23 protein-coding genes and 2 pseudogenes are annotated in these 25,490 nt (G+C 60.7%); 8 read left to right on the forward strand and 17 right to left on the reverse strand.

What is annotated here, in order from left to right; all coding sequences use genetic code 11:
- Nucleotides 1-41 precede the first annotated feature (41 nt).
- The 3 genes from rho to QK296_RS00780 all read right to left on the reverse strand — a co-directional run bounded on the left by rho (nucleotide 42) and on the right by QK296_RS00780 (nucleotide 2,681).
- Nucleotides 42-1,301, reverse strand: coding sequence for a transcription termination factor Rho (rho, locus tag QK296_RS00770; RefSeq protein ID WP_282390484.1), 1,260 nt, complete (start codon nucleotides 1,299-1,301; stop codon nucleotides 42-44).
- A 234-nt stretch (nucleotides 1,302-1,535) separates the two neighbouring features.
- On the reverse strand, nucleotides 1,536-1,865 hold the full coding sequence (gene trxA, locus QK296_RS00775) for a thioredoxin TrxA (RefSeq protein ID WP_003195333.1): 330 nt from the start codon (nucleotides 1,863-1,865) through the stop codon (nucleotides 1,536-1,538).
- A 120-nt stretch (nucleotides 1,866-1,985) separates the two neighbouring features.
- On the reverse strand, nucleotides 1,986-2,681 hold the full coding sequence (locus QK296_RS00780) for an FCD domain-containing protein (protein ID WP_282390485.1): 696 nt from the start codon (nucleotides 2,679-2,681) through the stop codon (nucleotides 1,986-1,988).
- A 255-nt stretch (nucleotides 2,682-2,936) separates the two neighbouring features.
- On the opposite strand from QK296_RS00780, the gene QK296_RS00785 reads away from it, so the two are divergent.
- The 4 genes from QK296_RS00785 to QK296_RS00800 are packed head-to-tail and all read left to right on the forward strand — an operon-like array spanning nucleotide 2,937 to nucleotide 5,776.
- Entirely contained in the window at nucleotides 2,937-3,722 is a 786-nt protein-coding gene (locus QK296_RS00785; protein WP_003195337.1) for a transporter substrate-binding domain-containing protein, read from the forward strand.
- Between the two features lie 14 nt (nucleotides 3,723-3,736).
- On the forward strand, nucleotides 3,737-4,405 hold the full coding sequence (locus QK296_RS00790; protein WP_003195339.1) for an amino acid ABC transporter permease: 669 nt from the start codon (nucleotides 3,737-3,739) through the stop codon (nucleotides 4,403-4,405).
- Entirely contained in the window at nucleotides 4,402-5,052 is a 651-nt protein-coding gene (locus tag QK296_RS00795) for an amino acid ABC transporter permease (protein ID WP_003195341.1), read from the forward strand. The genes QK296_RS00790 and QK296_RS00795 overlap by 4 nt, the downstream gene beginning before the upstream one ends.
- Nucleotides 5,039-5,776, forward strand: coding sequence for an amino acid ABC transporter ATP-binding protein (locus QK296_RS00800; RefSeq protein WP_034134034.1), 738 nt, complete (start codon nucleotides 5,039-5,041; stop codon nucleotides 5,774-5,776). Before QK296_RS00795 ends, QK296_RS00800 begins: the two co-directional genes overlap by 14 nt.
- Here QK296_RS00800 and QK296_RS00805 read toward each other — a convergent pair.
- The 4 genes from QK296_RS00805 to QK296_RS00820 form a co-directional block, all read right to left on the reverse strand.
- Complete coding sequence (locus tag QK296_RS00805) at nucleotides 5,748-6,323, reverse strand: hypothetical protein (RefSeq protein ID WP_232964698.1); 576 nt, start codon at nucleotides 6,321-6,323, stop codon at nucleotides 5,748-5,750. The genes QK296_RS00800 and QK296_RS00805 overlap by 29 nt on opposite strands.
- Nucleotides 6,289-8,790 (reverse strand): fimbria/pilus outer membrane usher protein, encoded by a 2,502-nt coding sequence (locus QK296_RS00810; protein WP_282390486.1) that lies wholly within the window; start codon nucleotides 8,788-8,790, stop codon nucleotides 6,289-6,291. The genes QK296_RS00805 and QK296_RS00810 overlap by 35 nt, the downstream gene beginning before the upstream one ends.
- A 7-nt stretch (nucleotides 8,791-8,797) precedes the next feature.
- Nucleotides 8,798-9,499, reverse strand: a complete 702-nt coding sequence (locus QK296_RS00815; protein WP_206666379.1) for a fimbria/pilus chaperone family protein — start codon at nucleotides 9,497-9,499, stop codon at nucleotides 8,798-8,800.
- 105 nt (nucleotides 9,500-9,604) lie between these two features.
- Nucleotides 9,605-10,252, reverse strand: a complete 648-nt coding sequence (locus QK296_RS00820; protein WP_282390487.1) for a DUF1120 domain-containing protein — start codon at nucleotides 10,250-10,252, stop codon at nucleotides 9,605-9,607.
- 478 nt (nucleotides 10,253-10,730) lie between these two features.
- Between QK296_RS00820 and ppx the strand changes: the two genes are divergently transcribed.
- Entirely contained in the window at nucleotides 10,731-12,233 is a 1,503-nt protein-coding gene (gene ppx, locus QK296_RS00825; protein WP_003195352.1) for an exopolyphosphatase, read from the forward strand.
- A gap of 137 nt (nucleotides 12,234-12,370) precedes the next feature.
- Here ppx and ppk1 read toward each other — a convergent pair whose 3' ends face one another.
- Both ppk1 and hemB read right to left on the reverse strand, forming a co-directional pair.
- Nucleotides 12,371-14,593, reverse strand: a complete 2,223-nt coding sequence (gene ppk1 / locus QK296_RS00830; protein WP_003195353.1) for a polyphosphate kinase 1 — start codon at nucleotides 14,591-14,593, stop codon at nucleotides 12,371-12,373.
- An 18-nt stretch (nucleotides 14,594-14,611) separates the two neighbouring features.
- Complete coding sequence (hemB, locus tag QK296_RS00835) at nucleotides 14,612-15,625, reverse strand: porphobilinogen synthase (protein ID WP_003195355.1); 1,014 nt, start codon at nucleotides 15,623-15,625, stop codon at nucleotides 14,612-14,614.
- A 208-nt stretch (nucleotides 15,626-15,833) separates the two neighbouring features.
- Between hemB and QK296_RS00840 the strand changes: the two genes are divergently transcribed.
- Nucleotides 15,834-16,469, forward strand: a complete 636-nt coding sequence (locus QK296_RS00840; protein ID WP_034134036.1) for a DedA family protein — start codon at nucleotides 15,834-15,836, stop codon at nucleotides 16,467-16,469.
- Here QK296_RS00840 and QK296_RS00845 read toward each other — a convergent pair.
- Nucleotides 16,450-17,685, reverse strand: a pseudogene (locus QK296_RS00845) (sterol desaturase family protein). The gene QK296_RS00840 and the pseudogene QK296_RS00845 sit on opposite strands and share 20 nt — an antisense overlap.
- 115 nt (nucleotides 17,686-17,800) lie before the next feature.
- Between QK296_RS00845 and elbB the strand changes: the two are divergent.
- On the forward strand, nucleotides 17,801-18,466 hold the full coding sequence (gene elbB / locus QK296_RS00850; RefSeq protein ID WP_003195362.1) for an isoprenoid biosynthesis glyoxalase ElbB: 666 nt from the start codon (nucleotides 17,801-17,803) through the stop codon (nucleotides 18,464-18,466).
- An 11-nt stretch (nucleotides 18,467-18,477) separates the two neighbouring features.
- Here the strand turns inward: elbB and QK296_RS00855 are convergent.
- The 6 genes and pseudogenes from QK296_RS00855 to abc-f all read right to left on the reverse strand — a co-directional run.
- A pseudogene (locus QK296_RS00855) lies at nucleotides 18,478-18,564 on the reverse strand (outer membrane lipoprotein carrier protein LolA); the annotation flags it as partial.
- Between the two features lie 8 nt (nucleotides 18,565-18,572).
- Nucleotides 18,573-19,028 (reverse strand): YaiI/YqxD family protein, encoded by a 456-nt coding sequence (locus QK296_RS00860; RefSeq protein WP_032894581.1) that lies wholly within the window; start codon nucleotides 19,026-19,028, stop codon nucleotides 18,573-18,575.
- Between the two features lies 1 nt (nucleotide 19,029).
- Nucleotides 19,030-20,925: an FTR1 family protein gene (locus QK296_RS00865; RefSeq protein WP_003195367.1), complete on the reverse strand. Its 1,896-nt coding sequence runs from the start codon at nucleotides 20,923-20,925 to the stop codon at nucleotides 19,030-19,032.
- 201 nt (nucleotides 20,926-21,126) lie between these two features.
- Nucleotides 21,127-21,759 carry a LysE family transporter gene (locus QK296_RS00870; RefSeq protein WP_003195369.1) on the reverse strand — a complete coding sequence of 211 codons (633 nt, stop codon included), beginning with the start codon at nucleotides 21,757-21,759 and terminating at the stop codon, nucleotides 21,127-21,129.
- 168 nt (nucleotides 21,760-21,927) lie between these two features.
- A complete protein-coding gene (locus QK296_RS00875) occupies nucleotides 21,928-22,494 on the reverse strand; it encodes a mechanosensitive ion channel family protein (RefSeq protein ID WP_003195372.1) in 567 nt (188 codons plus the stop codon).
- Nucleotides 22,494-24,404: a ribosomal protection-like ABC-F family protein gene (gene abc-f / locus QK296_RS00880; RefSeq protein ID WP_057710204.1), complete on the reverse strand. Its 1,911-nt coding sequence runs from the start codon at nucleotides 24,402-24,404 to the stop codon at nucleotides 22,494-22,496. Before abc-f ends, QK296_RS00875 begins: the two co-directional genes overlap by 1 nt.
- A 50-nt stretch (nucleotides 24,405-24,454) precedes the next feature.
- Between abc-f and QK296_RS00885 the strand changes: the two genes are divergently transcribed.
- Nucleotides 24,455-24,919, forward strand: a complete 465-nt coding sequence (locus QK296_RS00885; RefSeq protein WP_003195376.1) for a TIGR02444 family protein — start codon at nucleotides 24,455-24,457, stop codon at nucleotides 24,917-24,919.
- On the opposite strand, the gene QK296_RS00890 is transcribed toward QK296_RS00885, so the two are convergent.
- On the reverse strand, nucleotides 24,916-25,490 hold a 575-nt coding region (locus QK296_RS00890), incomplete at its 5' end, for a hypothetical protein (protein WP_282390489.1). The two genes, QK296_RS00885 and QK296_RS00890, sit on opposite strands and share 4 nt — an antisense overlap.

Here is a 25,490-nt window from a genome sequence, read left to right on the forward strand (position 1 = left end):
CCCCATTAAGGACGCCATTTTTTTGGACCTGAAACGCTGTATTACTTGCGTCTCATCGACAGGAAGAACTCGTCGTTGGTCTTGGTGGTTTTCAGCTTGTCGATCAGAAACTCGATGGCCGCAACTTCGTCCATCGGGTGCAGCAGCTTGCGCAGGATCCACATACGCTGCAGTTCGTCGTCTGCGGTCAGCAACTCTTCGCGGCGAGTGCCGGAGCGGTTGATGTTGATCGCAGGGAACACACGCTTTTCAGCGATGCGACGGTCCAAAGGCAGTTCCATGTTGCCGGTACCCTTGAACTCTTCGTAGATCACTTCGTCCATCTTCGAGCCGGTTTCAACCAGCGCGGTGGCGATAATGGTCAGCGAGCCGCCTTCTTCGATGTTGCGCGCAGCGCCGAAGAAACGCTTCGGTTTCTCCAGGGCGTGGGCATCGACACCACCGGTCAGCACCTTGCCGGAGCTCGGGATCACGGTGTTGTAGGCACGGGCCAGACGGGTGATGGAGTCGAGCAGGATCACCACGTCTTTCTTGTGCTCGACCAGGCGCTTGGCCTTTTCGATCACCATTTCGGCAACCTGCACGTGGCGGGTTGGCGGCTCATCGAACGTCGAGGCAACCACTTCGCCGCGCACGGTGCGCTGCATTTCGGTCACTTCTTCCGGACGCTCATCGATCAACAGCACGATCAGATGAACTTCAGGGTTGTTACGTGCAATGTTCGCGGCGATGTTCTGCAGCATGATGGTCTTACCGGCTTTCGGCGGTGCGACGATCAGGCCACGCTGGCCTTTGCCGATTGGAGCGCAGAGGTCGATCACACGGCCGGTCAAGTCTTCGGTGGAGCCGTTACCGGCTTCCATCTTCATGCGCACAGTCGGGAACAGCGGAGTCAGGTTCTCGAAGAGAATCTTGTTTTTCGCGTTCTCGGGGCGATCGAAGTTGATCGTGTCGACCTTGAGCAGGGCGAAGTAACGCTCGCCTTCCTTCGGAGGACGGATCTTGCCAACGATGGTGTCACCGGTGCGCAAGTTGAAGCGACGGATCTGGCTCGGCGAGACGTAGATATCGTCTGGGCCGGCGAGATAGGACGCGTCTGCAGAGCGGAGGAAGCCGAAGCCGTCCTGGAGAATCTCCAGCACGCCATCACCGGAGATTTCCTCGCCGCTTTTCGCGTGCTTCTTGAGCAGGGAGAAAATCACGTCCTGCTTGCGCGAACGGGCCATATTTTCTATGCCCATTTCTTCGGCCAGTTGGAGCAGGTCGGTAATCGGCTTTTGCTTGAGTTCAGTCAGATTCATATAGGAATGACGTAATCATTTATGGAGGGGGGAAATTAAGCTTTTGGCTTAATGAGGCCGCGCCGCAGAGAAGGCGACAGGATCGCGTACTAATCGAAAAGGAATGCGTCGGCGACGGCTTGCAGGGGGCAGTGGAGAAACCACTGCGGGGCCGAATGTACCACCTGGATTTCGGAGCGTCTAGCCCTGTTTCACGAAAAAGCCCCGCAATTTGCGGGGCTTTTTTGACGACGCTTAGATGCTCGCGTCGAGGAAAGCTTGCAGCTGGGACTTCGACAGCGCGCCCACTTTAGTCGCTTCGACGTTGCCGTTCTTGAACAGCATCAGGGTCGGGATACCACGCACACCATGCTTGGCCGGGGTCTCCTGGTTCTCGTCGATGTTCAGCTTGGCAATGGTCAGCTTGCCTGCATAGGTGGTTGCAATGTCGTCCAGGACCGGAGCGATCATTTTGCAAGGGCCGCACCATTCAGCCCAGTAGTCAACCAGCACCGGGCCGTCAGCCTTGAGGACTTCGGCTTCAAAGGTCGCGTCGGTGACGTGCTTGATAAGATCGCTGCTCATGGATGTCTCCGGATTGTAAGCAAAAAAAACGTTGCCCATCATAGCCGCCCTTCCCCTGTTCAGGAAGCCGCGTCTGATTGAGTCTTGCTATGAACTTGAATGAGTGTGGGTATGACCCCGTCACGGCGTAGCGGGCGTCACGAACGCAATGCCCGTGCGCAACGCTGCATTACGTATATGTTCCTGCATGGTTTTCTGCGCCGCCGTACTGCTGCGGCGGGCCAGGGCGCGCAGGATTCTGCGATGTTCCTGCCAGGTTTCCATGGCCCGTTCCGGCCGGATGAACGGTAGCTTCTGACTTTCCAGAAACACCTCGGCACTGGCGCTGAGGATGCTCACCATGGCCTGGTTACCGCTGGCCAGCAGAATGCGCTGGTGAAACTCGAAGTCCAGGCGGGCAGCCGCTTCGAAATCGCCCGCCTTGAGCACTTTGCGCATGACTTGAACATTGTCTTGCAGGCTGTCCAATGCATCGAGGGTTAGTGTCACCGCTGCCAAGCCCGCCGCAAACCCCTCCAAGGCGTAGCGCAACTGGAAGATATCCGGCGGCGTGGCCTGCGCCGCAAAGGGCCAGGCGAACCCCGGCGCCTCTTGCACGTCCTGCACAAACACGCCCTTGCCCGGCTGCACGCTGACCACGCCCAAAGCGCTGAGGGACGACAGCGCCTCACGCAACGACGCCCGGCTCACCCCCAATTGCAGGGCCAGGTCGCGCTGGGACGGCAACGCGTCGCCCGGCCCGAAGCCCTGCTCCTTGATCAGTTTGCGGATGGCCTGAAAGGCCGCTTCCGGTACGGCTTGGGCAATGGAATTCATAAAAAGCTCAGGGTTCCCGATAGCGTGTGTGACCGTTGTAAAACTATTCAGGGCCGGCTGCAAGCCACGCCCCAAAGGGGCTCGCCGCTTTTTGCCGACGCTCGAAAAGGGTGCGAAATCCCTGGCCACTGTTCAGACCAGTAAGACCTGTACACCTCAACAACCATCAGCCTTGCAGACGATCCGAGCAGTGCTGGCATGGGCTGTGCACTGGGCAAACTCAGAAAATTCCTTCGCCATTTTCGGAGAGTTGCCATGACCAAGCGCTACAGCGCCCTGCTCACTGCCCTGTTTGCCAGCCTGATGCTGAGCCAGGCACCCGCCCAGGCGAATGGTCTGGATGACATCGTCGCCCGGGGCACCCTGAAGGTTGCCGTGCCCCAGGACTTCCCACCGTTTGGTTCGGTGGGTCCGGACATGCAACCCCGGGGCCTGGACATCGACACCGCCAAGCTGCTGGCCGACCAACTCAAGGTCAAGCTGGAACTGACCCCGGTGAACAGCACCAACCGCATCCCGTTCCTCACCACTGGCAAAGTCGACCTGGTGATTTCCAGCCTGGGCAAGAACCCCGAGCGCGCAAAGGTCATCGACTTCTCCAACGCCTACGCGCCGTTCTACCTTGCCGTGTTTGGGCCGCCTGACGCCGCCATCGTCAGCCTCGACGACCTCAAGGGCAAGACCATCAGCGTAACCCGTGGCGCCATCGAGGACATCGAGCTGACCGCGGTAGCGCCCAAGGAAGCCACGATCAAGCGCTTTGAAGACAACAATTCCACCATCGCCGCCTACCTGGCCGGCCAAGTGGACCTGATCGCCAGCGGCAACGTGGTCATGGTGGCCATCAGCGAACGCAACCCCAAACGCGTACCGGCACTGAAGGTGAAACTCAAGGACTCGCCGGTGTACGTGGGCGTGAACAAGAACGAGCCGGCGCTGTTGGAAAAGGTCAACCAGATCCTGGTGGCAGCCAAGGCTGACGGCAGCCTTGGGAAAAACGCGATGCAGTGGCTCAAAGAACCGCTGCCTGCCGATCTCTGACGCGGAGCTCAAAGATGGCCTATCAATTCGACTTTGTGCCGGTGCTGGCCAATACCGACCTGCTGCTGCGCGGAGCGCTGTTCACCCTTGAGCTGACGGCTATTGGCGCCGTCCTCGGAGTGGCCCTGGGCACCGTCGGTGCCGTGGTACGGGCGTGGAAGATCCAGCCGTTTGCGTGGATTTTTGGGGTGTATGTCGAGTTGATCCGCAACACGCCGTTCCTCGTGCAACTGTTCTTTATTTTCTTCGGCCTGCCGTCCCTGGGGTTGAAAATCACCGAGTGGCAAGCCGCCGTGCTGGCGATGGTGATCAACCTGGGGGCGTACTCCACCGAGATCATCCGTGCGGGCATCCAGGCCATCCCACGCGGGCAACTGGAGGCGGCCGCGGCGCTGGCAATGACGCGCTTCGAGGCGTTCCGCCATGTGGTGCTGCTGCCGGCCCTGGGCAAGGTGTGGCCGGCCCTGAGCAGCCAGATCATCATCGTGATGCTCGGTTCGGCGGTGTGTTCGCAGATCGCGACTGAAGAGTTGAGCTTTGCCGCCAACTTTATCCAGTCGCGTAATTTCCGCGCCTTTGAAACCTATGCCCTGACCACCCTGGTGTACCTGTGCATGGCGCTGATGATTCGCCAATTGCTCAACTGGATCGGCCGACGGTTTGTCATGAGGAACAGCCGATGAGTGATTTTTCGTTCTGGGACATCGTGCGCAACCTGCTGACCGGCCTGCAATGGACGCTGCTGCTGTCATTGGTGGCGTTTGTGGGCGGCGGCCTGATCGGCTTACTGGTGATGACCCTGCGTATCAGCCGCAAAGCGTTCCCACGCAATATGGCCCGCACCTATATCGAACTGTTCCAGGGCACGCCGTTGCTGATGCAGCTGTTCCTGGTATTTTTCGGCGTTGCCCTGCTTGGCGTGGACATATCGCCCTGGCTGGCAGCGGCGATTGCCTTGACCCTGTTTACCAGCGCCTACCTGGCAGAAATATGGCGCGGCTGCGTCGACTCCATTGCCCACGGCCAATGGGAAGCCTCGGCCAGCCTGGCCCTCAACCCGTTTGAACAACTGCGCTATGTGATCTTGCCTCAGGCGTTGCGTATTGCTGTCGCGCCGACGGTGGGCTTCTCGGTGCAGGTGGTCAAAGGCACCGCCGTAACCTCGATCATCGGCTTCACCGAACTGACCAAGACAGGCGGCATGCTCGCCAACGCCACCTTTGAGCCCTTCATGGTCTACGGCCTGGTGGCCCTCGGTTACTTTTTGCTCTGTTACCCCTTGTCCCTCAGTGCGCGCTACCTGGAAAGGAGACTGCATGCCTCTGCTTAGAATTTCTGCCCTGCATAAGTATTACGGCGATCACCACGTACTCAAGGGCATCGACCTGACGGTGGACGAAGGCCAGGTGGTGGCGATCATCGGCCGCAGCGGCTCGGGCAAGTCCACCTTGCTGCGCACCCTCAATGGCCTGGAGTCGATCAACGACGGCGTCATCGAAGTCGATGGCGAATACCTCGACGCCGCCCGCGCCGACCTGCGCAGCCTGCGGCAGAAGGTCGGCATGGTGTTCCAGCAATTCAACCTGTTCCCGCACCTGACCGTGGGCGAGAACGTGATGCTGGCGCCGCAAGTGGTGCAGAAAGTGCCCAAGGCCAAGGCCGCCGAATTGGCCAGGCAGATGCTGGACCGGGTCGGGCTGGGCGAAAAATTCGACGCCTTTCCCGATCGTTTGTCCGGCGGCCAGCAACAGCGCGTCGCCATTGCCCGCGCCCTGGCCATGTCGCCCAAGGTGTTGCTGTGCGATGAGATCACCTCGGCCCTGGACCCCGAACTGGTCAATGAAGTGCTGAGCGTGGTGCGCCAACTGGCCCAGGACGGCATGACCCTGATCATGGTGACTCACGAAATGCGTTTTGCCCGTGAGGTCGGCGACAAGCTGGTGTTCATGCACCAGGGCAAGGTGCATGAAACCGGTGACCCGAAGGTGTTGTTCGCCAACCCGCAAACAGTTGAGCTCGCCAACTTCATTGGCTCGGTGGAACAGCCTGGCTGATCAGTTCGAAACTGCCCAGCCCTTCAAGGTTGGCCTCCCCGCGTACCATCAACGCCTCGAAGGGCAGTTCGGTGTCGAGATCGACCTGGGCGGTGAGTCGCCGCCCTGCCACCGGCAAACCTGCGGCGCGCGCGACCAAGGCCTGGCCGGGTAATAACTGGCCTCTGGCCGACTCGTCAGGCGCTTGAGCAGACACCCAGCCGACAGCTCGCCCGTCGACCTGGGCATGCTTGAGACGCAGGCGAAAACGCCCCTCACGACCAAACCGAAACCCTTGCCCATCGGCAGGCGCTGCGACAAAGCGCAGGGCCATTACCGCCGGTTCAACACAGAGCACAGACAGGTTGAACGTGCGAGTGGCCAGCACCACAGCGGCGTTTTCGACCACTGCATCCCGGCGTATTGCGCCATAGTCGATGCGCGGCGGGCTCAGCGAAAGCCGACAATTTTCAGCTTGCGCATCGAGCGTTGCCAGCAGCACGCATGAGAGCGCCAAGGGCAGGCTGGTACGCTTAACCACCCTGGCATACCGCCGATGCAGCTTCATAGAATTTGTCATTGTCAGGCTTGGCCTCTGGGTCAATGTGCAACAGGCAAGTGGAAGAGTCCGGCAATGAAACCCTCAGGTTTTGCAGCTCGGAAACGTCGTTGAGAAAAATCATGCCCTCGCCCACCACGCTGGTGAGGAAGCGGTTGCCCTTGCCGAACACCGAGGCGCCCTGAGGCAATGGCCGGCCGTGCTGATCGTTGGCGGTCACCAGCATCCGGCGCACTTTCACCACGTCAAAATCCACGTGATTGAATGAGCCTCGGCCCGCCGCAATGACCTGGGTGCCGTTTTTCAGGTCTACCTGCTTGGGCAACGAAGGGGTCTGTACCTGGACGCGGCTGTTGGTGTAGGCCGGCAAGCCGGCGATCACCGCCTGGCCGCTGAAGTCGGTCCATACCGGGCCTTGTGGCGTCTCGACTTTCGCCGAGCCGATATCGCCGACCGAGACGATGCCGAACGTGTCCTGCACGCTGTACGGCGAAAAGGTCAGCCCGCCTTCGTGAGCCACCACACCCCCCTGCAACTGGCCTGTGTAGCTGCTACCCAACGGGTCGTGGCTGACGCCCAGGCCCACTCGTGCATAGCGTGGCAACACGTCCACTTGCCCACGCAACGATTGCTCCCGGGCCCGCATGTCACGCTCCACCGCTACTTCGTAGTTCACATACTCGTTGACCCGTTCGCTCAGTGCAGTACCGGCAGTAAATTGCTCCCCACGGCGGCTGGTGTAGCTGCTCACACGGCGATCGCCGCCTAGCGGCACACTGACCTGCAACCGCAGGGACACGTCGTTATCTACCGCACGATCACGCCGGCTCCCGGCATAGTTGGCGTCTTGGCGAGCCCGTGAGCCGCCCACTTGAGAGTCAGCGATCAGCGCCACATCGGCCCGGCCAAACGACTTGTTCCATGAGGCAAACACATGCTCGCTGGTTTGCCCGCCAAATTGCGCGCTGTGGGTGTAATTCAAAGAAAATACGCCCAGCGTGGGTTCGGCCCAGCTCACGCCTGCGGTGTACTGGTTTTTGAAGTACGAATTGAGATCATCGGCTCTGAGCGGCTGGCCCACCTGCGTGACTTCGCGATAACCACGCGTCTGGGTGGTGGCGCTGAGGTTGACGTCGATATTGGCCCCGACGGGGCTGCTCAGCGACAGGCTGCTGCGTGAGCCGGACACGGCCTTGTGGCTGTCCCGGGACAGGTTGTGGCGTGCGTTGACAGAAACCCGTTGGAAAAACACGCTGCTCAGGGTCCCTCCTGCCGCCCAATAGTCATCGGTGCTCAACAAGCCAAAACCCGCAGACGAATGACTCCCCAGCCCCCAGGTGCCACTGCCCATGGCGATCACCGGGGATGGCCCTTCCTCACCCGCCGTTCTGCGCAGTTCGCCCACCGATAAATAGTAACCAGGCGCCGCCGGGGCAGCCCCCGCGAATGATGCCGCCGGTACCACGAAACTGCGCTTGGCGCCCCGCACATCAATCACGCTGACCTCAAGGTCGCTGGTGGCGTTGAGCAGGGGCAAGCCCGTCAGCCGGAACGGTCCTTCAGGCACCAACGTACTGTGGACCAACACACCGGACTGGCGTATCTCGACCCGCGATTGGCTTTGGGCCAACCCCTCGACCACTGCGATATTGCCGCCTGCGGGTGTCCTGGACTGCCCATCGGGGGAAAACTGCACGCCAGACAGTTGGATCCCGCCAAACAGCGGGTTATTACTGGAGAGCTGGCCTGCCTGGAACGTCGAACGCAACCCGGCGATATCCCGCTGGGCATAAGTGTGCAAGTGTTCGGTACGGGTCTGGCCGTTGTCCGACACATAGAACTGGCGGCTGCGGACAATCCAATCGTCGAGGTTGAAACCCGCTTCGGTATAAGCCGACACGAACCGGCTGGGCCCGCTGCGCGAATGGCTGTCGTAACCCAGCACGTCATAGTTGAACAACGCTGCCGCGCCGCCCTGGGAAAAATCCCCGCTTTGCCACTCGGGTTCGCGCAAAGCCTGGGTCGGCACCACCAGCACCACTTCGTCGGTACCGGGACGCAGGCGCACCATCGTGGCGGGAAATGCGCCGAGAAAATCATGACAGGCCTGGCCTGGCCGGGCACCTGGCTGCAGGATTGCGCCAGGTTTAACCAGCCCGGCTTTCTCCAGTAAACCAGGGGTGAAACATAATTCCCCCTGTGGACCAAACTGAGCATCCACCAGCCCAAGCGGGTTGCCATTGACCCGTAACCCCACCACCTGGACACCTTCGCGAAAGCGCGCCGCACTGCGAAAGTAATCGGCAACCTTGGGGTCTATGCCGTGGGTTGTCAGGGCCGCCAGGTCAAACCCTTCCCCGAGTTCCAGCGCGGTCGCGATACCAGGTAAACTCCAGAGCGCCGCAAAACTGATGAACAACGTGGATCGACCGGGCCAGGAATTACCCGGAATGCCACGCCTGGAGCGAATCATCATGAACCGATCAACCCTCATCGGTGATGACCGGCGCTCGGTAGTTGTCTACCGAAAACCCGTAGACCGTGGCGGGCTGGATCTCTACTTGAGCCACATTGCCCAACGGACCTTCGCCCTTCGCCACCAATGCCTCACCTGGCAAAATGTAAGTGCGCGGCAATGTCGCCAGCGTGCCTTGTGGCAGCAGTTGCACATCTGGCGCCAGGCGCACTACATAGGCGCTGTCGTTGTGGACGCTGAGCCGGTCCCCGACGCGCTTCCACGTCAACAACTCCCAGGGCGTGTGGTGCCGTGGCAGGCCTTGGGGGTGCAGGATCAGCGGCAAATTCTGCCGCAGGGTGATGCCGATGGTCGCACCACCGGCAGCACGCGCTTGAGGGATGCCCTCGAACGACACGCGCTTGAGCCGCTGGGTCTTGAGCGGCTGTTTCAAGGTGCTGATAAAGCGCACAAGCTGCGTATCCCCCGCCTCCACACGGGTGACAGGCGGTGTGACAATCAGTAGCGGCTCCAGGTCTTCAGGCACATTCTCAACAACGGAATGCAACAGTGCCGGCCCCGCATCGGTGTTCTTGATACTCAAGGTGGCTTCGCCGTCTTCCTCATAAAGCACCACCACTGTTGTTTCCGGCAACATACCGTCGGCGGCGGCAACAGCACTGAAAAAAAGATGCCACAGCAGCGCACAACTTATTAAAAAACCACGCACTCGGTATTCCCCTCAACTCATGCCGTTGACGATTGGCAATCGCGCACCCATAGAAAAACAGCCAATGAGAAAGGGTCAGTTTCCTAATCGGCTGTTTTCAGTTAGTTAGATGTAACTCAATACAAGCGTGGCGCGCCCATCAATGGAAATGTCGCGACTTAAATCCAGGTCCTGAGCTTTGTTGATCACCGCTTTCACCGCAAGCGTGCCGGTCAACTGGCTGATAGCGGCAGGGGTAATACTCGCGCCATTACGCCAAGAATACTGGCTGGGCGACTGCGCAATTTTGCCATCGCTGTTGTACCAGGCCCCGAAACCGGTGCGCATGATTGGAAGCAGCGTCGTGCCGGAAGACCTGAGGTCCCTGAGAGTGACCGAATAGCCACCGGTACGCCGGGCGCCCACCATACCCAAACCATAGTTCTGTGCTTCGGTGAAGCCCGCGCCGAGGATGCCCGTCACCTTGCTGCCCGCTTGCAGGTCGGTAAACGTGAGCCCGAACCTGGCAGGCGTGGTGCCGCAATTGATCACCAGCGAAGTGGTCCTCTCTTCGCGCGGGTTAAACGCTGTTTGGGACAATTCGCCCGAGCGAATCGTGCCGTAGTCGATGATGCCACTGCCCGCCAGGCTGAGGTTGCAGGCAGCAGGTGTAATGGTGCCCCTGACGACCAACTGCGCACTGGTGGTTGCCTGGGCATTGAGGGTTGCAGCCAGGCACACCATACCGACGGTTAATCCAATAATTTTTTTCATGCTCGTCCTGTCATTAGGAATTAACAGGCGTTCTTTATTTTGGTTTTAGCGACTCCGTCGCTCAACGCTTTATCTTCCGTAACACAAAACTATAAATAAATAACACCCAGGCAGAATTGCCGAATGACAGTCTGGCGCCTTGGTGCCTGGCAAAAAAATCAGACAACACGGTATTTGCTGTGGGCCGTATTAAATTAGGCAACGGCTTTAATCGATCAGCAAAGTAGTCCTCTGACTGAAATCGCATGATCTACAGCCCCGATCACTGTAAGCAATGTCATACACAACTTACGACGACATACAGTTAAAACGCCTCACGGTATCGGATTACCTATTCGTTTAAAGCTTGCGAAGCTGCCCTACACTTCCCAGAGATTTCCCTACAGACAGCATCGGTCCAATTACCGAAGCACAACGCGTTGGCGTCAGCGGTCGATCGTGGCACGATGGCAAGGTTATCGACCGAGATCCTCAAACCATGCCGCAATCCCAAGCCAAGAATCTGTCCTTGATCGCCGCCATCGACCTGGGCTCCAACAGCTTTCATATGGTCGTGGCCAAGGCCCAGAACGGTGAGATCCGCATCCTTGAGCGGCTCGGCGAAAAAGTGCAACTGGCCGCCGGGATCGACGACGAGCGCAAGCTCAATGAAGAATCCATGCAGCGCGGCCTCGATTGCCTCAAGCGTTTTGCGCAACTGATCAACGGCATGCCCCCTGGCGCAGTGCGTATCGTTGGCACCAATGCCTTGCGCGAGGCCCGCAACCGCAACGAGTTCATCCATCGCGCCGAGGAAATCCTCGGGCATCCGGTGGAGGTCATCTCGGGCCGTGAAGAGGCTCGCCTGATCTACCTCGGCGTGTCACACACACTGGCCGATACGCCCGGCAAACGCCTGGTGGCAGACATTGGCGGCGGTAGCACCGAGTTCATCATCGGCCAGCGTTTCGAACCGCTGCTGCGTGAAAGCCTGCAGATGGGATGCGTGAGTTTCACCCAGCGTTATTTCAAGGATGGCAAGATCACTCCGGCGCGCTATGCCCAGGCCTACACCGCAGCGCGTCTGGAAATCATGAGCATCGAACACGCCTTGCACCGACTGACCTGGGATGAAGCCATCGGCTCGTCCGGCACCATCCGTGCCATCGGCCTGGCCTTGAAAGCCGGTGGCCATGGCACCGGCGAGGTGAACGCCGAGGGCTTGGCGTGGCTCAAGCGCAAGTTGTTCAAGCTGGGGGATGCAGAGAAAATCGACTTCGATGGCATCAAGCCCGACCGCCGTGCGATTTTCCCTGCGGGCCTGGCAATTCTCGAAGCCATCTTCGACGCCCTCGAACTGCAACGCATGGACCACTGTGACGGCGCCCTGCGCGAAGGTGTGCTCTACGACCTGCTGGGCCGTCATCACCATGAAGACGTGCGCGAGCGCACCCTCAGCTCGCTGATGGAGCGTTACCACGTCGACCTGGAGCAAGCCGCCCGTGTGGAGCGCAAAGCCTTGCACGCCTTTGACCAGGTGGCCGAGGACTGGGACCTGGAAGACGGCGTCTGGCGCGAGCTATTGGGCTGGGCAGCCAAGGTGCACGAAGTGGGCCTGGACATCGCCCACTACCATTACCACAAGCACGGCGCCTACCTGATCGAACACTCGGACCTGGCCGGTTTCTCACGGGAAGACCAGCAAATGCTCGCGCTGTTGGTGCGCGGTCATCGTCGCAATATTCCCAAGGACAAGTTTGCCGAGTTCGGTAAAGACGGCATCAAGCTGATCCGCCTGTGTGCGCTGCTGCGCTTTGCAATCCTGTTCCACCACATCCGTGGCACCCAGGAAATGCCCCAGGTCAAACTGCACGCCGATGGCGACAGCCTGGAAGTGATGTTCCCCAAAGGCTGGCTGGATGAAAACCAGCTGACCCAGGCCGACTTCGCCCAGGAAGCCGAATGGCTGACGCGGGTGGGGTTCAGCCTGAACCTGCGCTAAGCAACTCTAAAAGCATTCTGCAAAACAAATGTGGGAGCGGGCTTGCCCGCGATGACGGAGTGTCAGCCAATGCATCTTTGGCTGACCTACCGCTATCGCGGGCAAGCCCGCTCCCACTTTTTGAACTGCGTTGGGTTTTAGTTCACCGTCAGAATCGGGCTACCCAACTTCTCCAACAACGTCGCCTGCGCGCTGCGCGGGTTCTGGTTGCCGGTCGGAGTGTTACGCACGTAGCGCCCATCCGACTGCAGGCTCCAGCTATGGGTGTTGTCGGTCAGGTAGCTTTCCAGCTCCTTCTTGACCCGCATGATCAACTTCTTGCCTTCCACCGGGAAGCAGGTCTCCACACGCTTGTCGAGGTTGCGCTCCATCCAGTCGGCACTGGAGAGGAACATCTGCTCTTCGCCACCGTTAAGGAAGTAGAACACGCGGGTGTGCTCCAGGAAGCGGCCAATGATCGAGCGCACGTGGATGTTATGCGACACGCCCACAATGCCGGGGCGCAGGCAGCACATGCCACGCACCACCAGGTCGATACGCACACCGGACTGGCTGGCCTTGTACAACGCGCGGATGATCTTCGGGTCGGTCAGCGAGTTGAACTTGGCGATGATGTGCGCCGGTTTGCCGTCGAGGGCAAACTGGGTCTCGCGGGCAATCATGTCGAGCATGCCCTTCTTGAGCGTGAATGGCGCGTGCAGCAGTTTCTTCATGCGCAGGGTCTTGCCCATGCCGATCAACTGGCTGAACAACTTGCCGACGTCTTCGCACAGCGCGTCGTCGGACGTCAGCAAGCTGTAGTCGGTGTAGAGCTTGGCGTTGCCGGCGTGATAGTTGCCGGTACCCAAGTGGGCGTAGCGTACGATCTCACCGGCTTCACGGCGCAGGATCAGCATCATCTTGGCGTGGGTCTTGAAGCCGACCACGCCGTAGATCACCACCGCACCGGCCGCTTGCAGACGGCTGGCCAGTTGCAGGTTGGACTCTTCGTCAAAACGCGCACGCAGCTCGATCACCGCAGTGACTTCCTTGCCGTTACGCGCCGCGTCTACCAGCGCATCGACGATTTCCGAGTTGGCGCCGCTGCGGTACAGGGTCTGGCGCACGGCCAGGACATGCGGGTCTTTGGCGGCCTGGCGCAACAGGTCGACCACCGGGGTGAAGGACTCGAAGGGGTGCAGCAGCAGGATGTCCTGCTTGCTCACCACGCTGAAGATGTTCTCGCTGTTTTGCAAAAGTTTCGGGATCTGCGGGGTGAACGGCTTGTATTGCAGCTCCGGGTGGCTGTCCAAGCCGGTGATGCTGAACAGGCGCGTCAGGTTCACGGGGCCGTTGACCTGGTACAGCTCGGATTCGGCCAGGTTGAACTGCTTGAGCAGGTAGTCCGACAGATGTTTGGGGCAAGTGTCCGCCACTTCCAGGCGCACCGCGTCGCCGTAGCGCCGCGAGAACAGCTCGCCGCGCAGGGCACGGGCCAAGTCTTCGACATCTTCGGAGTCCAGCGCCAGGTCGGCGTTACGGGTCAGGCGGAACTGGTAGCAGCCCTTGACCTTCATGCCCTGGAACAGGTCATCAGCGTGCGCATGGATCATCGACGACAGGAATACATAGTTGTCGCCCGCGCCACCCACCTCCTCCGGTACCTTGATGATCCGAGGCAACAAGCGTGGCGCCGGGATGATCGCCAGGCCCGAATCGCGGCCGAAGGCGTCGATACCTTCAAGCTCGACGATAAAGTTGAGGCTCTTGTTCACCAGCAAGGGGAACGGGTGCGTCGGATCGAGGCCGATAGGCGTGATGATCGGCGAAATTTCGTCCCGGAAGTAACGGCGCACCCAGGTCTTGATCTTGGCGGTCCAGTGACGACGACGAATGAAGCGGACCTGATGCTTTTCCAGTTCAGGCAGCAGGATGTCGTTGAGGATCGCGTACTGGCGGTCCACATGGCCATGCACCAGCTCACTGATGCGCGCCAGGGCCTGATGCGGTTGCAGGCCGTCGGCACCGGCTTGTTCACGGGCGAAGGTGATCTGCTTCTTGAGGCCGGCAACACGGATCTCGAAGAACTCATCCAGGTTGCTGGAGAAGATCAGCAGGAATTTCAGCCGCTCCAGCAAGGGGTAGGACTCATCCAGCGCCTGCTCGAGCACGCGGATGTTGAATTGCAGTTGTGACAGCTCGCGGTGGATGTACAGGCTGCTGTCATCCAGGTTGGTGACCACGGGCGCTGGCGCCGGCGCAGGTGCTTCGGCTACCACCGCAGGCGGTGCAGGCTCCAGCTCCGGCGGGGTCTCGGCGACTTGTTCAACCACCGGGTGAGCGTCTTTTACGGCAACTTCTGAGAGTCCTTCGGTATTCATCGAGTGTTCCTGTGAGGGCTATTGTTGCTCTCTAAGCAATTGGGCGGCGCGGGCGGCGAAGTAGGTCAGAATGCCATCAGCGCCGGCACGTTTAAAGGCAGTCAGGGATTCGAGGATCACCCCTTCACTCAACCAACCATTCTGGATTGCCGCCATGTGCATGGCGTATTCACCGCTGACCTGATAGACAAAGGTCGGCACTTTGAATTCCTCTTTGACCCGGTAAAGAATGTCCAGGTAGGGCATCCCCGGCTTGACCATCACCATATCGGCGCCTTCGGCCAAGTCGGCAGCCACTTCGTGCAGGGCCTCTAGGCTGTTGGCCGGGTCCATCTGGTACGAGGCCTTGTTGGCCTTGCCCAGGTTCAGCGCCGAGCCTACCGCATCGCGGAATGGGCCGTAGTAGGCGCTGGCGTATTTGGCCGAGTAGGCCATGATTCGTACATTGACGTGGCCAGCCAGCTCAAGGGCTTCGCGGATCGCCTGGATGCGTCCGTCCATCATGTCCGACGGCGCAACCACCTGGGCGCCTGCCGCAGCGTGGGACAACGCCTGCTTGACCAGTGCATCGACGGTGATGTCGTTCTGAACATAACCGTCTTCGTCAAGAATGCCATCCTGGCCGTGGGTGGTGAATGGGTCCAGGGCCACGTCGGTGATCACCCCCAGTTCCGGGAAGCGCTCGCGCAGGGCACGGGTGGCACGCTGGGCAATCCCGTCGGGGTTCCAGGCTTCAGCGGCGTCCAGGGACTTGAGTTCCGCCGGGGTCACCGGAAACAGCGCCAGCGCCGGAATGCCCAATTCGACCCAATTCGCCGCTTCTTCAAGCAACAAATCAATGGTCAGACGCTCCACACCCGGCATCGACGCCACCGCTTCCCGGCGATTTTCACCGTCAAGCACGAAAACCGGCAGGATCAGATCATTCGTGGTCAGTACATTTTCACGTACCAGGCGACGAGAAAAATCATCACGACGATTGCGACGCAGACGGGTGGCAGGGAACAGGCGATTGGCAGGGGTAAAGCTCACGACAGACTCCTGAGCCCGTGTTTACGGGCGAGCGTTGCAGTTATAAGCGGCCATTATGACGAATGAATGACAGTTGTGCTTATCGACGCGACCTGTAGTCCCATTCGTCATTTGCGTAGGAATTGTTCACTTCGTGACACATCTCGATACTTTCATGAATCTTCGTGAAGGCGTAGGCTGCGCGTTCATTTCGCCAGCACCCTAGACCATGCTTCAACAATTTCTGCATGACTTCGGCTACTTTGCCCTCTTTCTCGGCACGTTCTTCGAAGGCGAGACCATCCTTGTACTCGCAGGCTTCCTGGCGTTCCGTGGCTACATGGATATCAACCTGGTGGTGGTCGTTGCCTTTTTTGGCAGCTACGCCGGCGACCAGCTCTGGTACTACATGGGGCGCAAGCACGGCCGCAAGTTGCTGGCGCGCAAGCCGCGCTGGCAATTGATGGGCGACAAGGCACTGGAACATATCCGCAAGCATCCGGATATCTGGGTATTGAGTTTCCGCTTCGTCTACGGCTTGCGCACGGTGATGCCCGTGGCGATTGGCTTGTCCGGCTACCCACCGCTGCGCTATCTGGTTCTCAACGGTATTGGCGCGGCGATCTGGGCGGCGGCATTGGGGGCGGCGGCCTACCACTTCGGCGCGGTGCTGGAAGGCATGCTTGGCAGCGTCAAGAAATACGAGCTGTGGGTACTGGGCGCCTTGCTGGTGCTGGGCTTTGGCCTGTGGTTGCGACGCCGCTTCAAGAATGCCCGCATCGCCCGCCAAGCGTGTGCCGAGGCCAAGGCTCGGCTGGCCAACGAGCCAGCCCCGGTGCAAACGCCTAAGACGCCAACCGAGTAAGCCGGCTTCTGCAACAGTAGAGGCCGATGATGCTGAGCAGGCTGTAGCTCGCCAGGCCCAACCAGCCCAGGTTGCTGGCGGGCCACAACCCCACCAGCGGCGCCAGCCATACCAACGGCACATTCAGCGCCAGGCGTGCCAGCTCGGCCTTCAGTGCCCATGAGCGATTCTCCAGCGCCACGCCCAAGGTAAACAGCCCCAACGCCATCGTGCCCCAACCGAGGGCCAGCGCCGACGTGGACAAGCCCTCACCGAAATTCATCAAATAGCTGCCAAACCCCACGTAAGCCGCAAACTGCAAGGCGATGTAGACCTGTTGGCTCACGTCCAGCGGCACCTCGAATTTGCGGAACTGGCTCAGGTCCGGCTTGGCCAGCGGGTACTGGGCATTGACGTCCGCCGGGCGCCAGCCGGTGCGCATGAACCAGATGCGCAGCTTGTCCCACCAACGTTCAGTACGCCGGGCGTCACTCCATAGCTGCGCATAAAACTGCAGGTTGGCCCACAGCGGGTTCCAGCTGGCCAGGGGTGTGGTCACGCCGAAAATCACCGGCTCGTTATCGTCTTCCTCCTGGAAGGTGCCGAACAGCCGGTCCTAAATAATGAACACCCCGCCGTAGTTGCGATCCATGTAGAGAGCGTTCTGTGCATGGTGGGCCCGATGATTGGACGGCGTGACCAACAGCCATTCGACCCAGCCGAGCTTGGGAACATGACGTGTATGGACCCAGAATTGATACAGCAGGTTGAGCGAGGCCACACTGATAAACACCACCAGCGGCACGCCGGCCACCGCCAGCGGCAGGTAGAAGATCCAACTCAGCAGGAAGCCGGTGCTGGTCTGGCGCAAGGCGGTGCTGAGGTTGTAGTCCTCGCTCTGGTGATGCACCGAATGCGCGGCCCACAGGATGTTGCGCTCATGGCCCATTCGGTGCAGCCAGTAGTAGCAAAAGTCATAGAACACAAAGGCGAATACCCAGGTCCAGACGTTTTCGGCTGGCAACTCGAACAGCGCCAGGTGCTTGAGGGCGAACGCATAGGTCAGCAGGCCCACGCCCTTGGTGAGCAAGCCGGTAGTGGTGGACAGCACGCCGGTGCTGAGGCTGTTGATGGCATCTGCCACTCGGTAGTTGCGCACGCCACGCCAACGGTCGGCCAACAACTCCACCACAATCAGGGCAATAAAAAACGGTACTGCATAAGGCACAAAGTCCATGGGCGAGTCCGGTCTATTTTTGTTACATCAAGATTAGGTGCAGCGACGTGAGATCCCATTGGCAACAGGTTACAAATTAGTAGACATTTAACGCCATGAATCAGGAGAAATGCCCATGAGCAAAAAGATTGCAGTGATCCTTTCCGGCTGTGGCGTGTACGACGGCGCAGAGATCCATGAAAGCGTGATCACCCTGCTGCGCCTGGACCAGCGCGGCGCTCAAGTGGAATGCTTTGCACCCGACGTTGCGCAGTTGCACGTGATCAACCACCTCACGGGCGAAGAAATGCCCGAGTCGCGCAATGTGCTGGTGGAATCTGCGCGCATCGCCCGCGGCGCCGTGAAGGATATTGGCCAAGCCAATGCCGCAGACTTTGACGCGCTGATCGTGCCGGGCGGTTTTGGCGCGGCCAAGAACCTGTCGAACTTTGCCGTGGAAGGCGCCGGCTGCAGCATCAACCCGCAGGTGCTGGCGCTGGCTGAAGCCTTTGCCGAAGCGGGCAAGCCGGTGGGGTTGATCTGCATCTCGCCGGCCCTGGCCGCCAAGATCTACGGCCCTGGCGTGACCTGCACCATCGGTAACGATGCCGACACAGCGGCTGCCCTGGACAAGATGGGCGCCACCCACATCGAATGCACGGTAGAGGACATTGTCGAGGACCCGGCGCGCAAGCTGGTGAGTACGCCGGCCTATATGCTGGGCAAGAACATCAGCGAGGTGGCGTCAGGCATCAACAAGCTTGTGGATCGGGTGTTGGAGTTGACCCACGAGAACGACTGACGCCCTCTTTCTGTAGGAGCGAGCTTGCTCGCGAAGAACCTGAGAGCGCCGCGTTCATCCAGAGTGCCCGCGTTATCGTTGACGTTTTTCGCGAGCAAGCTCGCTCCTACAGAGGCTTCATCAAGCGGGTGAGGATACGGTCCAGTGCATTGGCAAACGCCTGCTTGTCCTTTTCGCCGTGGGGCGGTGGGCCGCCGCCCATCTGGCCTTGCTCGCGCAGGTCGGTGAACAGGTTACGCACCGCCAACCGCTCGCTCATGTTCGCCGGGCTGAATTCCTTGCCACGCGGGTCGAGGGCCGTGACCCCCTTCTTTACCAGGCGGTCGGCCAAGGGCACGTCGCTGCAAATCACCAGTTCGCCGGGCACGGCATGCTCCACCAGGTAATCATCGGCGGCATCCGGCCCGCTGGGCACCACGATCAACTTCACACAGGCAAAGCTCGGTTTGATCTGGCTTTGCCCTGCCACCAGCACCACCTCAAACTGGCGCTTGAGGGCGAACTTCACCACTTGGTCCTTGGCCGCCCGAGGGCAGGCGTCGGCGTCGATCCACACCCGCATGCTACGCCGCCACCCGGCGCTTTTCGGTCAGGCGGCTACGGCCATACAGCACCACAATCGCCAGAATCGCCACGGCCTGCGCGCCCAGCGAATACGCATCGGCGTGGATGCCCAGCCAGTCGAAGTCAAAGAACGCCACCGGCCGCGTGCCAAAGATGCCCGCTTCCTGCAAGGCCTTCACACCGTGCCCGGCGAACACTACCGACAACGCACACAGCAACGCGGCATTGATGCCGAAGAACAGCGCCAGGGGCAGCTTCGCCGAACCGCGCAGGATCACCCAGGCCAGGCCCACCAGCAGCACCAGCGCCGTGGCACCACCGGCCAGCACCGCGTTGTGCCCGGCAGGGCCGGCCTGCAGCCACAGGGTTTCGTAGAACAGGATGACTTCGAACAGTTCGCGGTACACCGAGAAGAACGCCAGCACGGCAAAACCGAAACGCCCACCGCCGCCCACCAGGCTGCTCTTGATGTAGTCCTGCCAGGCTGCCGCGTGACGCCGGTCGTGCATCCACACACCAAGCCACAACACCATCACACTGGCGAACAGCGCCGTACAGCCTTCGAGCAATTCGCGCTGGGCACCGCTGACATCAATGACATAGGCCGCCAGGGCCCACGTAGCCAAGCCCGCCAACAGCGCCAGGCCCCAGCCGACGTTGACGCTGCGCACCGCCGATTGCTGGCCGGTGTTACGCAGGAAGGCGAGGATCGCTGCCAGCACCAGAATCGCTTCCAGACCTTCGCGCAGCAGGATCAGCAGGCCAGAGATATAGCTCAACGACCAGCTCAGGCCATCGCCGCCCAGCAAACCAGCCGATTCAGTGAGTTTGCCTTTGGCTGCATCCAAGCGCTGCTGCACCTGCTCGATAGGCAAACCGTCCTGCAACGATTGCCGATAAGCCATCAGCGCCTTCTCGGTGTCTTTGCGCACATTGGCATCGACGTTATCCAGGGAGCTTTCCACCAGCTCGAAGCCTTCCAGGTAGGCCGCGACGGACAGATCATAAGCCTGCTCGTGGTCGCCGTTGCGAAAGGCTGCGAGGCTCTTGTCCAGGGTGGCGGCGGTGTAATCGAGCAACTGCGCGGGGCCACGCTGAACCTGCGGCGGCTGCGCACGCTGGGCGCGGAATGTCGCCGCAGCGCCAGGGCCGTCAGCGGCGAGCACTTCATTGGGGGTCTGGCGGGCCAGGTCGGCGAGGTTGAATGTCTGCTCGCCTTTCGCGGCGGCCGGGTCGGCCGTGAAGCCGGCGATATAGGTTGCCAGGTCCCAGCGCTGGCGGTCGTCCAGTTGGTCAGCGAACGACGGCATGTCGGTGCCTTCGACGCCCAGGCCGAGGGTGTTGTAGATCGCATAGAGGCTCAAGCGATCCAGGCGTGTGGCATCGCGCAGGTTAGCGGGTGGCGGCGTCATGCCCATGCCTGCGGGGCCATCGCCGGCACCTGCTGTGCCGTGGCACACCGAACAATGCTGGGCGTAGAGCGGCGCGCCTCGGGTCGGGTCCGGCGTGATGGCCGGGGCCTGGCTGACTTCATACGCCACGGCCAGTTTGGCGCCCAATTGACGGGCCTGGCGGGCAACGCTCGCTCCATCCTGGTGTGCAGTGACTGCGGCCAGCAGTTCATCAACGCCCTTTATCAGCTCGGCGCGCTCGGGTTTGTCTGGCAAATCAGCCACCAGCCCCTGCAACACCCCGAGAAATTCCACTTGTTCACGGTATTCCGAGTCATCTACCACCTTGCCCGCCTCCACCGTCGGTGGGTAGTCGGCGCCAATGTAGTCCAGCAAATGCAGGGCTTGCGGCGCGCCCTCGGCGGTCGCGGCCAACAGATTGGAGCTGCACGACAGCAACGCCGGCAACAGCAGCCAGGCGAGAAAGCGGAAAGGGGCGGTCATGAATGAATCTCAAGTGGAAATACGAAGTAACACTATTGTTGAGCTTTAATGGATTCGACTCAAGGTGTTATTTCATATCACTACAAAACGAGTGTGGGAGCGGGCTTGCTCGCGAATGCGGTGCTTCAGTCACTATTTCCTTTGACTGACACACCGCATTCGCGAGCAAGCCCGCTCCCACATTTTTGGTCCGTCGCTTGGTCAGGCCGTGGCGCGATGCAGGCTCGCCAGGAAACCGGCAGCGCCGACAAACAAGCCAGCAAAGGTGCGGTTTACGCGTTTCTGTTGTTTGGGTGTACGCAACAGGCGCAAGACTTTCGACGCCAACCCTGTGTAGCCCGCCATCACGATCATATCGACGCTGATCATGGTTGCACCCAGGATCAGGTACTGGACCAACAACGGCGCCTGCGGGTTCACGAACTGCGGCAGCACCGCCAGCATGAATACCAGCGCCTTGGGGTTGCTGGCGTTGACCAGAAAACCGCGGAACATCATCGCCATCGGTTTGCCAATGGGGCGTACGGCGGCGTCGTCGGTCATGTCCATGGGCAAAGCGCGCCATTGCTTGATGGCCAGGTACACGAGGTAGGCCACGCCGAACCATTTGATCGCATAGAACGCAGTAGACGAGGCCGCCAGAATGGCTCCCAGACCACCCGCAACCACGGCAATCTGCATCGCCAGGCCCAGTTGCAGGCCGATGGCGTTCCAGTAGCCACGCACAAAACCGTACTGCAGGCCGCTGGACATTGAGGCGATGGCGCCGGCGCCAGGAGAAAGGGAGATGATCCAACTGGCCAGGAAAAAGGCCAGCCATGTATCGAGAGCCATTGCACACCTCGTAAGGGAGTTAGCGGTTGTGCCTTAAGCTAACTCCTGCAACCAAAGGCTGGCTATAGATTTCTGTAGGAGCGAGCGTGCTCGCGAAGAACGTCAACGATAACGCGGGCAAACTGGATGAACGCGGCGCTCTCAGGTTCTTCGCGAGCAAGCTCGCTCCTACAGGATGTTGGTGCCAGAGCCGGGCCAACGGCGTACCGAACGCTGGAAGAACAGGCTATTGGGCACCTGCACCATCGCGCTGTTGGTCCCGGCTTCCTCGACTTCGATCAGCGTGGTGTAGAGCAAGTTGATCGCCACGACCCGGCCCTTCACGCCCGGCTTGTCGACGGTGTCCACCAACTCGACGATATCACCCAGGCGAAACGGCCCGACGGTAAAGATCAGGATCGCGCAAAGCAGGTTGGACAGCACCGACCACATGGCGAAAAACGCCACGGCCGCCACCGCGACAAAGCCCGACAGGGCGGTCCACAGCACCGTGGCGGACACACCCAGGCGGCCCAGCACAAAGATCAGCGCACTGCCCATGATCAGCCAGCGCAAGCCGCCGCGCAGGGGCATCAGCAATTGCGGCGGGAACGGGTAGCGCTCGCCCAGGCGCGTAAGGCCTTTTGCGACGAAGCGCTGGGCCAGGTAGCCAGCCAGCAGGATCAGCAGGATTTGCACGCCGATCCAGATGGGCTCGATCCATTGCACCGGTACTGGCAATTGCAACGCTTCCATCAGGACAGCGCCTCCAGTTGCGCTTGCAGGGTTTCGAGCAATTCGAGGGCCTCCATCCAGGTTTCCTCCAATTGCCCCTCGCGCACCTTGAGCTTGGCCTGTTCGGCCAACAGGTCACGCAGTTCATCCTTGCGCGCCGCCTCGTAGACGGCGCTGTCGCCCAGGCTGGCTTCGATCTTGGCCAGGCGCTCATGCACCTTGCCCAGCTCGGCTTCCAGCTTGTCGGCTTCGCGCTTGTGCGGTGCCAACTGCTGGCGCAGCGCGGCGGCGGCCTGGCGCTGGGCTTTCTTGTCGGTCTTGTCCGGGTTGACCGGCGTGTTGCTGGCCGGCGCATTGCGCAGGCGGTATTCGGTCAGCCAGCGCGCGTAGTCGTCCAGGTCGCCATCGAACTCTTCGACCTTGCCGTCGGCCACCAGCAGGAAGTTGTCGGTGGTGCTCTTGAGCAGGTGACGGTCGTGAGACACCACCAATACCGCACCGCTGAATTCCTGCAGGGCCATGGTCAGCGCCAGGCGCATCTCCAGGTCCAGGTGGTTGGTCGGTTCGTCGAGCAACAGCAGGTTGGGCCGGTCCCAGGCGATCAGGGCCAGGGCCAGGCGGGCTTTTTCGCCACCGGAGAAGTTCAGCACGGGCTCGTCGATACGCGCGCCACGGAAGTCGAAACCGCCGAGGAAGTCGCGCAGGGTCTGCTCGCGCTCGGCTGGCGCCAGGCGTTGCAGGTGCAACAGCGGGCTGGCCTTAGCGTCCAGCGAGTCCAGTTGGTGCTGGGCGAAGTAACCCACCACCGTGTTCTCGCCACGAGTGAGGCGACCGGCCAGCGGCTCAAGCTCACCCGAGAGGTTCTTGATCAGTGTCGACTTGCCGGCGCCGTTCGGGCCGAGCAAACCGATGCGGGCGCCCGGCGTGAGCTGCAGCTTAACCTTCTCCAGGATGGTTTTGTCGCCGTAGCCCAGGCGAGCGTCCGAGAGGTCCAACAGCGGGCTGGAGATCTTCACCGACTCACGGAAGACAAAGTCGAACGGCGAATCGACGTGGGCCGCCGACAGCTCTTCCATGCGTTCCAGGGCCTTGATCCGGCTCTGCGCCTGGCGGGCCTTGGTGGCCTGGGCCTTGAACCTGGCGATGTAGCTTTCCATGTGCGCACGTTGCGCCTGTTGCTTTTCAAAGGCCTGTTGCTGCTGGGCCAGGCGTTCGGCGCGAGCGCGTTCGAACGCGGTATAGCCGCCACGGTAAAGGGTGATTTTCTTCTGTTCGACATGGGCGATGTTATCGACCACGGCGTCGAGGAAATCCCGGTCGTGGGAGATCAGCAGCAAGGTGCCCTGGTAACTCTTGAGGAAGTCTTCCAGCCACAGGATCGCATCGAGGTCCAAGTGGTTGGTCGGCTCGTCGAGCAGCAACAGGTCCGACGGACACATCAGCGCTTGGGCCAGGTTCAGGCGCATGCGCCAGCCGCCGGAGAAATCGGCGACCGGACGGTCCATCTGCTCGTTGGTAAACCCAAGGCCGGCAAGCATCTTGCGAGCGCGGGCGTCGGCGGTATAGCCGTCGGCGCTGTCCAGCTCCGAGTGCAGGCGCGCCTGGGCGGCACCGTCCTGGGCTTTTTCGGCTTCGGCGAGGTCGTGTTGCACCTGGCGCAGGCGCAGGTCGCCATCGAGCACGTAGTCGATGGCGATGCGGTCCAGGGTGTCGATCTCCTGGCGCATATGGGCAATGCGCCAGTCGGCCGGCAGCAGGCAGTCCCCGGAATCCGGGGTCAGCTCACCCAGCAACAAGGCGAACAACGTGGATTTGCCGGCGCCGTTGGCACCGATCAGGCCGGCTTTGTGACCGGCGTGCAGGGTCAGCTCGGCGTCTTCAAGAAGACGTTGCGGGCCACGCTGTAATGTTAGGCTTTGAAGTCGGATCATAATGGCGGCGGAGTCTACCAGCTTCGTTGGCCGCTGGCTTGGGTGTGAATATGTACGCTGACCTGTGGAGCTTTGCCCTTTCGACCTATGCTCGCCCGGGCGTGGAGGCCGCGTGCCTGCGCTTGCAGGAGCAAGGTGCAGACGTGTGCCTGTTGTTGTGTGGTGCTTGGCTGGAGCAACGAGGTGTGGCGTACAAGCCCGAACGCGTTCAGGCATTGCAACAGATCGCTCAGCCGTGGCGGGTGCAGGTAGTCGAACCGTTGCGACAAATGCGCGTGCAATGGCGCGCCTTGGCCCAGCAGGATGCGCAATTGGCATCGCTACGCGAGCAGATCAAGACACTGGAGCTGGAGGCCGAAAGAACGCTGCTGGCACGCTTGGAAGCGCTGGCGCAGGCATGGCCGATCAATGAGGTGCCGGGTCAGCAAGAATGGCGTGAAGGCCTGGCGACCGAAGCCGCCAACCTTGACCACGACGCGCTGCTGCAATTGCGCGTCATGGCCACCAACACTTAGGAAGCGCTGGTTGGGGTGGTGCTTGGCGCTACCGGTGCAGGAGTGCTGCTGGCCGATGCAGTTGGAGCGGTGGCTGCTGCCGGGGTGGCAGTGGGGGCTGCTGGCGTGGCTGGCTTGGCGGGCGCTGGCTTGGCAGTTGGCTTCGCGGCCGGTTTTGCGGCAGCAGGTTTAGCAGCTGGCTTGGCGGCTGGTTTGGCAGCAGCAGGTTTAGCGGCTGGCTTCACAGCTGGTTTGGCAGCAGCAGGTTTAGCGGCTGACTTGGCAGCTGGTTTGGCTGCAGCGGTTTTAGCGACTGGCTTGGCAGCTGGTTTGGCGGCAGCAGTTTTAGCAGTTGGCTTCGCGGCTGGTTTGGCTGCAGCGGTTTTAGCGACTGGCTTCGCGGCTGGTTTGGCGGCAGCAGTTTTAGCAACTGGCTTCGCGGCTGGCTTGGCAGCAGCAGTTTTAGCAACTGGCTTCGCGGCTGGTTTGGCTGCAGCAGTTCTAGCAGCTGGCTTTGCAGCTGGTTTGGCAGCAGCAGTTTTAGCAGCGGGCTTCGCGGCTGGTTTGGCAGCAGCAGTTTTAGCAGCGGGCT

Origin of the sequence: Pseudomonas sp. AL10 (assembly GCF_029960685.1) — a bacterium.
In the GTDB taxonomy this organism is placed as follows: Bacteria; Pseudomonadota; Gammaproteobacteria; order Pseudomonadales; family Pseudomonadaceae; genus Aquipseudomonas; species Aquipseudomonas lactis.

Coding starts and splice junctions, on each gene's coding strand:
- QK296_RS00800 (WP_034134034.1), top strand. CDS start 5,039: ATGCCTCTGCTTAGAATTTCTGCCCTGCATAAGTATTACGGCGATCAC.
- QK296_RS00795 (WP_003195341.1), top strand. CDS start 4,402: ATGAGTGATTTTTCGTTCTGGGACATCGTGCGCAACCTGCTGACCGGC.
- QK296_RS00805 (WP_232964698.1), bottom strand. CDS start 6,323: ATGAAGCTGCATCGGCGGTATGCCAGGGTGGTTAAGCGTACCAGCCTG.
- abc-f (WP_057710204.1), bottom strand. CDS start 24,404: ATGATCCGACTTCAAAGCCTAACATTACAGCGTGGCCCGCAACGTCTT.
- QK296_RS00785 (WP_003195337.1), top strand. CDS start 2,937: ATGACCAAGCGCTACAGCGCCCTGCTCACTGCCCTGTTTGCCAGCCTG.
- trxA (WP_003195333.1), bottom strand. CDS start 1,865: ATGAGCAGCGATCTTATCAAGCACGTCACCGACGCGACCTTTGAAGCC.
- QK296_RS00865 (WP_003195367.1), bottom strand. CDS start 20,925: ATGACCGCCCCTTTCCGCTTTCTCGCCTGGCTGCTGTTGCCGGCGTTG.
- elbB (WP_003195362.1), top strand. CDS start 17,801: ATGAGCAAAAAGATTGCAGTGATCCTTTCCGGCTGTGGCGTGTACGAC.
- QK296_RS00875 (WP_003195372.1), bottom strand. CDS start 22,494: ATGGAAGCGTTGCAATTGCCAGTACCGGTGCAATGGATCGAGCCCATC.
- QK296_RS00790 (WP_003195339.1), top strand. CDS start 3,737: ATGGCCTATCAATTCGACTTTGTGCCGGTGCTGGCCAATACCGACCTG.
- rho (WP_282390484.1), bottom strand. CDS start 1,301: ATGAATCTGACTGAACTCAAGCAAAAGCCGATTACCGACCTGCTCCAA.
- QK296_RS00810 (WP_282390486.1), bottom strand. CDS start 8,790: ATGATGATTCGCTCCAGGCGTGGCATTCCGGGTAATTCCTGGCCCGGT.
- ppx (WP_003195352.1), top strand. CDS start 10,731: ATGCCGCAATCCCAAGCCAAGAATCTGTCCTTGATCGCCGCCATCGAC.
- QK296_RS00870 (WP_003195369.1), bottom strand. CDS start 21,759: ATGGCTCTCGATACATGGCTGGCCTTTTTCCTGGCCAGTTGGATCATC.
- ppk1 (WP_003195353.1), bottom strand. CDS start 14,593: ATGAATACCGAAGGACTCTCAGAAGTTGCCGTAAAAGACGCTCACCCG.
- QK296_RS00860 (WP_032894581.1), bottom strand. CDS start 19,028: ATGCGGGTGTGGATCGACGCCGACGCCTGCCCTCGGGCGGCCAAGGAC.
- QK296_RS00885 (WP_003195376.1), top strand. CDS start 24,455: ATGTACGCTGACCTGTGGAGCTTTGCCCTTTCGACCTATGCTCGCCCG.
- QK296_RS00840 (WP_034134036.1), top strand. CDS start 15,834: ATGCTTCAACAATTTCTGCATGACTTCGGCTACTTTGCCCTCTTTCTC.
- QK296_RS00820 (WP_282390487.1), bottom strand. CDS start 10,252: ATGAAAAAAATTATTGGATTAACCGTCGGTATGGTGTGCCTGGCTGCA.
- QK296_RS00780 (WP_282390485.1), bottom strand. CDS start 2,681: ATGAATTCCATTGCCCAAGCCGTACCGGAAGCGGCCTTTCAGGCCATC.